Raw genomic sequence first — 11,238 nt, 5'->3', positions numbered from 1 at the left:
GATCAGCGCATGCGAGGCCTTGCCGGTCTTGGTTAGCTCGTCGGCAATGCGTCGAGCCTGATCGACGGGGATCGCGAAGCCGAGCCCGATCGAGCCGGACTGCGCCTGCTGGCCCATCTCGCCGCCGAGAGTCGCAATGGCGGTGTTGATTCCGATCAGCTTGCCGTCACCATCGACGAGCGCGCCGCCGGAGTTGCCCGGGTTGATCGCCGCGTCGGTCTGGATCGCGTCGATGACGGTGGCCTGGTTCGCGGACTCGCCGCTGGTGGACACCGGACGGTTCAGCGAGGAGATGATGCCGGTGGTCACGGTGCCGGCCAGGCCGAGCGGCGAACCGACAGCGATGACCTGCTGGCCGACCGCCAGGTTCTCCGAACTACCCAATTCGATCGGGGTGAGGCCGGTCTTGCCCTTGACCTTGATGACGGCGACATCGGTGACCGGATCGGCGCCGATGACATCGGCTTGTGCGGTCGACCCATCGGCGAATGCGACCTCGAGCTGAGCGCCCGGACCAGCGCCGGTGGCGACGTGGTTGTTAGTGAGGATGAGCCCGTCCGAGGACAGAATGACGCCAGATCCCTCGCCCTCTGCCTCATTGCTGGCGACCTTGATCATCACAACGCTGGGCAGCACTTTGTTCGCAACGGCCTGAATCGAACCGGCAGGGGCATTCGCCGCGGGGTTCGTGTTCGGCTTGGCCGTGTCGAGCGCGTTGGAGACGAAGTTCCCGCCGTTGTCCTGATCGACCGCGATCGCACCGACAGCGCCGCCGATACCACCGCTGACCAGTGCAATCGCGATAACACCGGCGACCAGTCCGGCGCGTCGCGGCTTGCGCGGCGCCTCTGCCGCGAGCGGGGCGGGGATCTGTCCGGTCGGGTCGCCGCCGGGCTGATTCCATCCGCCGGTCGGCTCACCGCCGGGACGGCCCCACGCACCGAACTGCGCAGTCGGCTGATAACCCTGCTGGGGCGCTTGCTGGCCCTGGGGTGCCTGCTGACCCTGCGGCCCCTGGGGTGCCTGCTGACCCTGGGGCGGCTGGTAGCCCTGCGGCGGAGGCTGCTGCCCCTGCGGAGGCTGCTGCCCCTGCGGCGGCTGGTATCCCTGCTGAGGCGGCTGATACCCCTGGTAGCCGGGATAGCCGGCAGGCGGGCCGTACATCTGCCGCTGGTCGTCGTTATTGCGATCGTCGGTCATCGTCTGCCTTTTCCCGTTCTCTCGAGTCTCCGCACCACTTTTCCCGGCGGTGCTGAGAACGGCCTGAGACGGCCCCACTAATTCGCCGAGATAACGGTCCAACGCGTGTGATCTGCGTCGAATTCCGCGCAATCCCTACGCCTGATTGTCCTCCGCGTAGGACCGCTCAGGAACCCATCCTGTTCGCTTCGAGCGCCGCGCCGCCACCGTCCCCCGGCAGCACGATCTTGACCAGCGCGCCGCCGCGGCTGGAGGTATCGACCGCGATCGTGCCGCCGTGCTTCACCACGACCTGGCGGACGATCGCCAATCCGAGACCCGAACCGGGCATCGAACGCGAGGCGGTCGTTCGGTAGAACCGCTCGAATACCAATTCCCGCTCGGCCTCAGGGATGCCCGGGCCGGCGTCGTCGACGATCAACTCGAGCAGTCCCTCGCTCGCCGGACGCATAAGCACCCGCACCTGCTCCCCCGCCGGACTCCACTTGCCCGCGTTGTCGAGCACGTTGAGCACCGCTCGCTGCAATCCGGACTCGAAGCCATAGACGAACCACGGACGAAGCTCGGCCACGAACTCCACGTCGGAGCGTCGCCGCCGCACGCGCTCGAGCGCGCGTTCCACGACTTCCCCGAGATCCACCGGCTCGTAGACCGTTTCCGGAATGTCCTCGCGGGCGAGGTCGACAAGGTCTCCGACGAGCGTGGACAGTTCCTCGATCTGCGCCATCACATCCGCGCGCAACTCGGCCATGTCCTCCTCCGGGAGCTGTGGCGCCCCGGGCTGGGTCGATGCGATGAGCAGTTCCATATTGGTGCGCATGGAGGTGAGGGGCGTGCGCAATTCGTGCCCGGCATCCGCGACAAGGCGGGCCTGGCGGTCTCGCGCCTCGGCGAGCGCGCGCAGCATTGTGTTGAAACTCGCGGTGAGCCGGGCGAGTTCGTCGTTGCCGGCCACCGGGATGGGCGTCAGGTCATCGGTGCGCGCGATCCGCTCGGTTGCCGCAGTAAGCCGGGCCACCGGACGTAAACCGGTGCGCCCCACTGTCATACCGGCGAGAGCGGCAAGAACCACTCCGCCGCCGCCGACGATGAGCAGCACCCAGGCCAATCTGTGCAGCACCACCTCGGTCGGGCCCAGATCCTGGGCGATCACGAGCGTCGAACCACTGTTGGTCTGCTCGGCGAGGACCCGCTGATCGTCAACGGTATGCAGTGAGGACTGCTCCTCCCCCCGCGCAACCGCGAGTTCCTCCTCGCCGATCGGCGCATCCGAACCGGGTGGCTTGTACACCCGCAGGTCCGGGAAAATCAGTGCCGCGCTGATGTCCTGGGAGTAGAACGTGGCCAGCGAGATCGACCGGAAATCGAACGCCTCGAGATTGTTTTCGATCAGTGTGGACGCGCGCGTCTGCAACTGCTTGTCCACGTCGGCATACAGCGCCCGGGCCACCACCGCGTAGGCCGCGATCGCCATGACCGCGACCGTGATGGCGACCACCGAGGCGGCGAGCATCGCGACACGCGAGCGCAGCGACACCGACCGAGTGAGCACCAGTGGTGGACGCATCTCGTGTGGCGCGTCCGGGCCCCTGGTCGGTTGAGCCCTCGTCGAGTGGTCCCGGCGCGGGTTGAGACCGACTTTCACGGGCGCGGAGCCTGCGGAGCGACCCCAATTCACGGAGGCGTCTCGCGCAGGACGTAGCCAATACCGCGGACGGTGTGGATGAGTCGCAGCTCGCCGTCCGATTCGGTCTTTCGGCGCAGGTACCCGACATAGACCTCGAGCGCATTCCCGGAGGTCGGGAAGTCGTAGCCCCACACCTCCTCGAGGATGCGACTGCGCGTGAGCACCCGGCGCGGGTTCGCCATCAGCATTTCCAGCAGCGAGAACTCTGTCCGGGTGAGACTGATCGACCGCTCGCCTCGGGTGACCTCTCGGGTTGCCGGGTCGAGCGAGAGGTCGGCGAACTGCAACGCCACCGACTCTTCCGGCGTCGAATCGAGCGTCGTCCGGCGCAGCAGTGCACGCAGTCGCGCGAGCAACTCCTCGAGCGCGAACGGTTTGGGGAGGTAGTCGTCGGCGCCGGCGTCGAGACCTGCGACGCGCTCGGAAACGGAGTCGCGAGCGGTCAGCACCAGGATCGGGAGGTCGTCACCGGTGCTGCGCAGACGGCGACATACCTCCAGGCCGTCGAGGCGCGGCATCATCACGTCGAGCACCATCGCGTCCGGCCTGGCGCTGACGGTCTTGTCCAATGCGTCGACGCCATCGACCGCGGTGTCGACGGTGTAACCGTTGAAGGTGAGCGACCGCCGCAACGATTCCCGCACCGCGCGATCGTCGTCGACAACCAATATGCGCATGAGACCAGTGTGACCGGGCGGACTGAGATCCGGCTGAGAACGTCAGGCAGTCGTGTCGCAGGACACCTCCGAGCGCGGACCCAGCGCGCCCGGAGGTGTCCCTCCCCCCTCAGACGAGCGCGTGCCCCTTGCGGATCCTCCAGCGCACATACGCCATCTGCGGGTTGCCCAGGTTCTTGACGAACCGGGGCACGAAATGGACCCGCCGAAATGTCTTGGGAGAGAGGTCTTCACGGCTGAATCGAGCCGATGAACGAGCCTGAGCAGCGCGACGTCGAGTGATGGTGATTCGTCTGCCGATCGAGCCCCACCTCGGTTGGGACCCCATGTGTGCCACTTAAGTTAATAGTGGTTCTGTCATTTTTCAAAGTCATTGTGATCGGCTTCACGGGAACTTCAATCCAGGCTAAACCGCGTGTTACGTGCCGTTACGCAGTGCAGCCCGGCTTCAAACTACTTCACTAAGTTAGTGACTGTTCCTCATAGTCCAACTCTCTACAAGATGCTGCCCGCGGTTGCGGCAGCGCGGGCCGGGCGGGTGGCCTCGCCACCCCCCGGTCCGCGATACCGTGCTCGTCGGTTACACCAGGGCCTTTCCGAGATCTCGCCGCCCGCGCATGTCTTTTAGGTAATCGTCGTACGGGTACATCCGCCACCGTTCGGGCCCGCGCTCGAGGATGCGACCGGCTCCGCGCATGAGGAGTTCAAAGGCGCGTTGACGACGAGGACCCCAGTCGAGTCCGAGCTCGTCACGAAACCGCTCCGGCAGAAAGCCGGTCGTGAAGAACCGGTTGATTCGCCGGAAAGCGAGCCGCGGTACGCGGTCGTGCGGACCCATATCGACGATCTGCCTCAGCAGGTATTTGCGTACCTGGTGATCGATCGAGATGTCCGCAACCTTGGCGTTCCAGTATTCGTCGAAGGCGGCTCGATCGGCCGGCCACATCTCGAGCCGCATTTGCAGGGTCGTGCCGAAGCGGGCCGATTCTCGATAGAGATCGTCGGCGGTCTCGGGATCGAGCTCGCCGAAGAAGTACACCAGGTAGTCCCGAACGCCGGTGTAGATGCACGCGGCCACCCACAACTGCAGTTCCGGATCGAACGCGTTGTATTTGACCTTGCTGTCCGGCGTCGATCGCACCTGGCGATGCGAGCCATTGGTCGCGGACCGGTAGACGGCGCGGTCGAGTTCGGTTCCCATCATCGCCACAGCCAGGTAGGTCAGCGTCGTGCGCGCCCGCTTGTTGGGGTGCTTGTCATATCGCCCCTGTTCCACCACGCTCTCGACGACACCGCGGCCGACCGCCGGGTTACTCAACTGCATGATCACGTTCGCGTTCCCCCCGAGCAGAGCACCCGGTCCCACCATGTACCGCCGCCGTCGGGCAATGCCCTCGGCGGAATCGTCTTCGGCTTGCACACGCACAGCGCCGGATCGGATCGGTTCGCCCATCGTCCACCTCGCGAGTCAGTGAGATATTTTCTCTCCAACTCTCTCATCGCGATAGGTGCAGGGCAACCCCGCCGTCCGGAACGCGCACCAAATCGGGCCATTACACACGCCCAGGCGTGCGCGCGGATCCCATAAGGTGCGCGGCGAGAGGTCGAACGCGGCGCTACCGCTTGCGCAACAGGATCAGCCCGTCCCGGTTTGCGACGTCGATGTAGCCGTTCGCGCGCGCGTTGCGCAGTGCCTCCTGGTCCCCGGCGCGGTCGCGCGGCCACCCGGGCGGATTCGAGGCGTTGACGAGAATCCAGTCGGTGTCCACATTCCCGCTGACGACGCCGCCCACCCGGCGGGGGAAGACGCTCACCTCGTAGTCCGCGGCCAGCTGCGCGATGACGTTGTTGGAGGCCGCCACCCCGGCACCGGGCGGGATCAGTTCGGCCAGCTCGTGTACGGCAGCGACCTGCACGTTCGGCCGCCAAGTTTCAGCATGCACCAACTTCCACAGCGGCAGCGAGGGCGTTGCGGCGAGCGCCACCACCGCGACGGCAGCCAGCACGAGCCGACGGTGACGATTGGTGAAGAACCCATCTGCGCGACCGCGTACCAGTGCATCGATGACCGCGGCAAACATGATCGGCATCAGCACCGCGCTGTAGTGGAAGATCGGCCCCCAGAAGCTGGTGTTGTCGCTGACGAATCGCCAGGCGAGCGTGGGCACCGCGACCAGCACAAGCGGCGAGCGCAGCGTGACGAATCCGGTGATCATCAGCAGCAGGAACAGCGTCGCGGCGCGCGAATCGCCGCCGAACACCCCGTTCGCGGCGGCATCGACGGCGCTCGCGATGCCGCCGGAGGGAAGTTTCGAACTCTGGATGTAATCACCGTCGGCGCTCAGCGCGGGGATGATCACCTTCACCGCGAGCGCCGTCCAACCCGTGCCCCACACGATCGTGGCCAGCCCGTACCGGCGCATCGCACCGGAGGTCCAGAACGCGACCAGCGCGCCGATCACGGCAACGGTGAGGCCGAGATCCTCCTTGACGAAGACGAGCGGTAGCGCGAACAGCAGGGCCGCACCCCAGCGCCGGTTGCCCAGCGCGGTCACCGAGAACGCCAGCAGCGGCATGGCGAGCGCAATCTCGTGGAAGTCGTAGTTGATCGCGGCCTGCACACCCCACGACAGCCCGTACCCGACGGCGACGACTATCCCCGCGGTCACGCCAAGGGTGCGTACCGCCCACCGCGACAGCGGAACGACCGCGAGCGCGAACAGCACAGCCTGCGCGACGAGCAACGTCTGCGCCGAGGGGAACGCGCGGTACAGCGGTCCGAAAAGCGCCATCGCCGGCGAGAAGTGATCGCCGAGCGCGTTGTAGCCCGGCCCGAGCAGCGGCACGACCGGGGCGCGCAGTTCCGAATACGCCTTCGCCTCCTCGGTGAAGATGCCGAGATCGAAGCCCGAAGTGCGCAGCAATGCGTGGTTGCGCAGCGACAGCGCCGCATAGAGCGGCGCGAACACCAGCATGGCCACGAGCGGAACCAGCACGTCGGCGCGAAGCAACAGTGCGCGCACGCGGCCTGGCGGATTGTTCGAGCGAGATTCCAGCGAGACGGGGAGAGTGGCGATGTCGGCTTCCCGCCGATTGATCGTTGTACTCACGGGCGCAATTGTTTACCGATTCCAGCTGAGCTAAACCCGAAATCCGGGCATAGCGGTCGCGAGCGGCCAAAATCACGTAGTCCGCTCCGGTATCATCGGGCGGAACCCCGATAGCCCGCGAACACCGCATCTTGCGGTGGTGAGGACTGGCCATGGCTCAGAAGAGGACGCCGTCACGCAAGGCCCGCGTCGAACAGGGCCGCCGACCGAAGAAGAACCCCCTCATTACCGCGGGCGTCGAAACGGTTGACTACAAGGACGTGAACCTGCTTCGCACGTTCATCTCCGATCGCGGCAAGATTCGCAGCCGGCGCGTCACCGGGCTCACCCCGCAGCAGCAGCGGCAGGTCGCTGTCGCGGTGAAGAACGCCCGCGAGATGGCGCTGCTGCCGTTCACCAGCACCAACCGCTGACCGAGCTGGGCGAGCGAAGCGACGGGGATAGGTCCCGGCTAGACGATCCGCTTGTTGAGCCGGATCCGGAGCCGCAGGTCCGCCATCAGCGCATGTGACCCGCCGTGCCGGATGAAGCGCGGGATGTAGCGGTTCACGAACGACACGAAAACGAACAAGTGGTCGAAGCGTCGCTGATCGGCGTCGGACCACGTGACGCCCATCTGCTCGCGGAACACCGGCGCGAGGAATCCGATGGTGAGGAATCGCAGCAAGCCGCGGAGCGGCAGCCGCAGATACCAGCCGACCATGCGCAGATCGAGTAGGTCATTCAGATACGCGCGGACCTTGTCGTCGATGTGCACCCGGGTACAGGCCTGCGCCCAGTATTCGTCGAAGTCTGCCCGGGTCACCGGCCACATATCCTCGGTGACCTGCAGCGTGGTGCCGAGCTTGGACGACGACCGGTAGAAGTCCTCCCGCTGCTGGTCGTCCATCCGCCCGTGCAGCAACTGGTAGGTGTCCTCGAAGCCGATAAACAGGCAGGCGGCCACCCACAACTGCAAGTCGCGATCGAACGCGTTGTACTTCACCGGATCGCCCGGCCCCGACCGCACCTGCCGATGCGAGGTATTCACCGCCTCGCGGAAGATCGCACGCTCCTCGTCGTTGCCGAGGATCGCGACCGCGAGGTACTGCGTCGTGGTCCGCCCGCGTTTGTACGGATGCGACACCAGCGCACCGGATTCGACCTTGCTGTCCACGACTCCGTAGCCGACCTCGGGCCAGGCGAGCTGCATGACGACATTCGCGGCGGCCCCGGCGCCCGACCAGAAGTCGAGCGCGTCGGTGATTGCGAGCGCCTTGTTGGTCCAGCGCCGCTGGCCCGCCCGAACCGGGATCCGGATCTGCTCCAGCGGCAGCGGATCCGCATCTGATGGTTCGAGCCTTACTGCGTGCGAGGTCATTTCATTCCTTTGAAGCGGAAGATCGAAAAGGTCAGGAATTGAGCTCGTCGACGAGGTCGGGTATGTGTGCGACCGCGAAAGCGACCAGGCCGACGGCAAAGAGCGCCACCGACACCACCACAAGCCAGGCGAGCACACGGGTGAAGGGATTGCCGTAACCACGGCCACCGAGAATCTTGCAAAAGATCACGAACACATCGATGAACCGCACCAGAACCATCATCGCGGCACCCCTCGCATCATCTGAAAATCATTGCACTGCATAGTTTCCCCCTAGGTCATGCATACGTTGGAGAAAATGAGGACCGGCCAGCAGACGACGCAGCAGTTCATTTAGCCATCAGCGCGGCGGGAGTGACATTTCGTCGCCTGTAACACCGGGCGGCGGACCCGAGGTGTTGTCCGGGACGTCTGGCCGCGGCGCATTTGCCGATCCGCGAATCTGCAGGGCCGGGTTGTCGGTGACGCAGTAGTTGTAGAGCCTGACCGGACCCTTGTCGGTATTGGTGGGACCCACCGGAATGGTGTCGTACTCGCACGATGGCCGCGGGAGGATGTCGACGAGCGTGTGGAACTCGTTGTCGTACACCGGCACACCGAGCGCTTCCGAGCCCACCCGTAATGCCGGGAACAGCGCCGACATCGCAGACGTGCGCAGCCGTGCCGCGCGTGTTATCGCTACGAAGTTCGTGACGAGGTTCGTCATCGGATCCAGGTTCTCGCTGACCACCCCATTCAGGGTCGCCAACTGGCCGGGACCGCGCTCGAGGAAATCGCGCACCTCTTGATCCGCGGCAGTGAGTTGTTCGAACAGGATTCCGGAACTGGAGACCAGCCGGCCGAGATCCGGCTGGACCTGCGAAGTGGTGTCCGCGATCGTCTCCAGGCTGCTGATCAGCTTTTGCGTCTGCGGCAGCTTCGTATTGAGACCGGCCATCGCCACGCTCATTCCGGAGATGACACTGCGCAACTGATCTGGGCCACCCGCGAGCGCCTTGTCGAGTTCGCCGATCACCACATCGAGCCGATCCGGATTGAGCCCGTCGATGAAGCCGCTCATGTTCGACAGCACCGACGAGATGGCCACTGGCGCGGAAACGTGGGCAGCATCGACCGTTGCACCGTCTTCGAGGTACGGGCCGGTATCGGACTCGGGCCGGAAGTCGATGAACTGCTCCCCTGCGGCCGAAAGTCGCCGCACTGCAACGGTTCCGCCGAGTGGGATCTTCTTCTCCGCTTTGATCCGTGCCACCGCGACGATGCCGTCGTCGGCGATCTCGACGCTTTCCACCCTGCCCACCCGTTCGCCGCGGAAAGCGACGTCGTTGCCGGGCAGCAATCCACCGGACACCGTCATGTGCACCGAGACGTCGTACGTCTGTTGCAGCGGATTGACCCGAACCACGAAGGCGAGCAGATACGCGGTGCCGACCGCGAGAATCACGATCAGGCTCAGGTTCGCCAGGGCGATCTTGTGCCGCACCAGGAATTTCAGCAGCGGTGGATTCATCGCGGTTGACTCTGCAATCGGTAGATGACCTTTTCGAGGACCTGCCCGAGGCTGCCGATGAACGCCGGGACATCGGAGCCGTTCGGCAGCCGCCCGGCCTTGGGATCGGTGAGGGCGCTGATGCTCAGGTAGGACACCGTCACTGCGACGGCGAGAGCCGGGCCTTCGATCGAGGCCATCACACCCGGGTGCACGGCGTGCAAACCCTCGAGGGTGCCGGCGAGATCGTCACCCATTTCGGTGAAGCCCGTCATCAAACGCTGCACACTGTCGAAGAGTTTCTTGAACTCGGGGCCAGTGGTGTCGGTGAAGTCACCCACCGCGGCCATCGTCACGCCGACCTTGCCGATCAGCGACGAGATGGACTCGTTGTTCTCCGAGATGACGCCGACAAGATCGGGGAAAGTGTCGGCGGCTGCGCCCAGTTCCTCGCGGCGCTGGGCGAGGTTGCCCAGCAACGAGTTCAGTCCACCCAGCGTCGAGTCGATTTGAGTGGTGCGCTGATTCACGCTACCGATCACGCCGGTCAGCTCCCGCAACAGGTGGGACAGTTGCGGTCCGCGCCCGACGAGCATCGAATCCATCTCGCTCGTGATGCGCGCGACCTGACTGATTGCACCGCCGTTGAGCAGCATGGCAACCGAGGTGAGCAGGTCCTCCACCGAGGCTCCGGCAGAGGTGTGCTCCAGGTTGATCGTTGCGCCGTCGCGCAATGGCTGCCCGCCGTCGGCTCTCGTCGGCAGTGCGATCGCGACGTACACGTCGCCGAGTGGTGTCGCCTGCCGCAGCTCTGCGGTAGTGCCCTCCGGCAGAACCACATCCGAGCGGATCTTCATCTGCACGTTCGCGGCGTAGTTCGACGCGCTGATGTCGGTGACCATGCCGACATCGGAGCCGCCCACTTTGACATGCGCCTGATTCGGCAGGTTCAGCGCATCGACGAACACCGCGTTGACCGTGTAGGTGTCGGAGCCGACGCCGGGCTTGGGCAGCGGGAGGTCTGCCGCAGTGGTGCCACACGCCGAGGTCGAGAACGCCACCCCCGACAGCACCGCGATCGAAGCCAGGATCGATGTGAAAGGCCTTGCACTCGTCTTCATTCGGTCAGTCCAAGCAGGGCGGCGGTGAGTCCGAGGTCGGGGCCGAAGTCCTGCGGCTTGCCCGTACGGCATCCGTCCGAGCGCATCTGGATCCGCTCGCAAAACAGCGTGAGCCCTTCGCCGTCGAGCAACGACTTGTCCGCAAGCGCGTGCATTCTGACCGCCCGCGCTTCCCGGCTGATCGAGTTGTCGAGGTTCTGGAACAGCAGCGGCGCCACGTCGACCAATTCGGTGAGGTTGCGCGAGTTGGCGCGCATCTGATCGGTGATCCCGGTGAGGCGCGTGATCGCCCCGCCGAATTGATCGCGATGCTCACCGATCACAGCGCTGGTGTTGTTCACGAAATCGTTGAGCTGTGCCAGCACCGCCTGCAGACCGGGTCCCTGCTCACCCATCAGCGCGACCAAGTCGGTAAGCCGGCCGCTGAACTCGCGAACCGTCGCGTCGTTGTCCGCCACGATCGCGGTGATGTCGTTGAGCTTGACGATCGTGTTGGAGATCTGGTCCTTGTTCGCGATGGTCACCTTGAAGGCCGCTGAGAGATCGTCGAGCGTCTGCTTCAGCTTGTCGCCGTTACCGTCGAGCAGCGGGAAT

General features: G+C 65.2%; 10 protein-coding genes and 1 pseudogene. 1 reads left to right on the top strand and 10 read right to left on the bottom strand.

Annotated elements, in window-relative coordinates; genetic code table 11:
• From A8G08_RS13850 to A8G08_RS13830, 5 genes are all read right to left on the bottom strand, one after another.
• Positions 1-1,200 (bottom strand): S1C family serine protease (locus A8G08_RS13850; RefSeq protein ID WP_084436213.1); only part of this gene is annotated, 1,200 nt, incomplete at its 3' end.
• Positions 1,201-1,366: 166 nt separating this feature from the next.
• The gene (locus A8G08_RS13845) at positions 1,367-2,767 is read right to left on the bottom strand and encodes a HAMP domain-containing sensor histidine kinase (RefSeq protein ID WP_084436211.1); all 1,401 of its coding nucleotides are present in this window, start codon (positions 2,765-2,767) and stop codon (positions 1,367-1,369) included.
• 107 nt (positions 2,768-2,874) lie between these two features.
• Positions 2,875-3,564 (bottom strand): response regulator transcription factor, encoded by a 690-nt coding sequence (locus A8G08_RS13840; RefSeq protein ID WP_068274860.1) that lies wholly within the window; start codon positions 3,562-3,564, stop codon positions 2,875-2,877.
• A gap of 580 nt (positions 3,565-4,144) precedes the next feature.
• Positions 4,145-5,017: an oxygenase MpaB family protein gene (locus A8G08_RS13835; RefSeq protein WP_084436209.1), complete on the bottom strand. Its 873-nt coding sequence runs from the start codon at positions 5,015-5,017 to the stop codon at positions 4,145-4,147.
• Between the two features lie 163 nt (positions 5,018-5,180).
• Positions 5,181-6,674: a DUF2079 domain-containing protein gene (locus A8G08_RS13830; RefSeq protein ID WP_245672821.1), complete on the bottom strand. Its 1,494-nt coding sequence runs from the start codon at positions 6,672-6,674 to the stop codon at positions 5,181-5,183.
• 152 nt (positions 6,675-6,826) lie between these two features.
• On the opposite strand from A8G08_RS13830, the gene rpsR reads away from it, so the two are divergent.
• Complete coding sequence (rpsR, locus tag A8G08_RS13825; RefSeq protein ID WP_068274857.1) at positions 6,827-7,087, top strand: 30S ribosomal protein S18; 261 nt, start codon at positions 6,827-6,829, stop codon at positions 7,085-7,087.
• A gap of 38 nt (positions 7,088-7,125) precedes the next feature.
• Here rpsR and A8G08_RS13820 read toward each other — a convergent pair whose 3' ends face one another.
• The 5 genes and pseudogenes from A8G08_RS13820 to A8G08_RS27500 all read right to left on the bottom strand — a co-directional run.
• Entirely contained in the window at positions 7,126-8,034 is a 909-nt protein-coding gene (locus tag A8G08_RS13820) for an oxygenase MpaB family protein (RefSeq protein ID WP_068274855.1), read from the bottom strand.
• Between the two features lie 31 nt (positions 8,035-8,065).
• Positions 8,066-8,257 (bottom strand): hypothetical protein, encoded by a 192-nt coding sequence (locus A8G08_RS13815; protein ID WP_068274850.1) that lies wholly within the window; start codon positions 8,255-8,257, stop codon positions 8,066-8,068.
• Positions 8,258-8,374: 117 nt separating this feature from the next.
• Positions 8,375-9,544 carry an MCE family protein gene (locus tag A8G08_RS13810; RefSeq protein ID WP_068274848.1) on the bottom strand — a complete coding sequence of 390 codons (1,170 nt, stop codon included), beginning with the start codon at positions 9,542-9,544 and terminating at the stop codon, positions 8,375-8,377.
• Positions 9,541-10,644 (bottom strand): MCE family protein, encoded by a 1,104-nt coding sequence (locus A8G08_RS13805; protein ID WP_068274845.1) that lies wholly within the window; start codon positions 10,642-10,644, stop codon positions 9,541-9,543. Before A8G08_RS13805 ends, A8G08_RS13810 begins: the two co-directional genes overlap by 4 nt.
• Positions 10,641-11,238: pseudogene (locus tag A8G08_RS27500) on the bottom strand (mammalian cell entry protein); the annotation flags it as partial. The pseudogene A8G08_RS27500 and the gene A8G08_RS13805, both read right to left, overlap by 4 nt.

Source organism: Aldersonia kunmingensis, assembly GCF_001646865.1.
Classification (GTDB): domain Bacteria; phylum Actinomycetota; class Actinomycetes; order Mycobacteriales; family Mycobacteriaceae; genus Aldersonia; species Aldersonia kunmingensis.
Note: the sequence above shows the minus strand (reverse complement) of the source record. Positions and strands in the feature narration are given on the sequence as shown.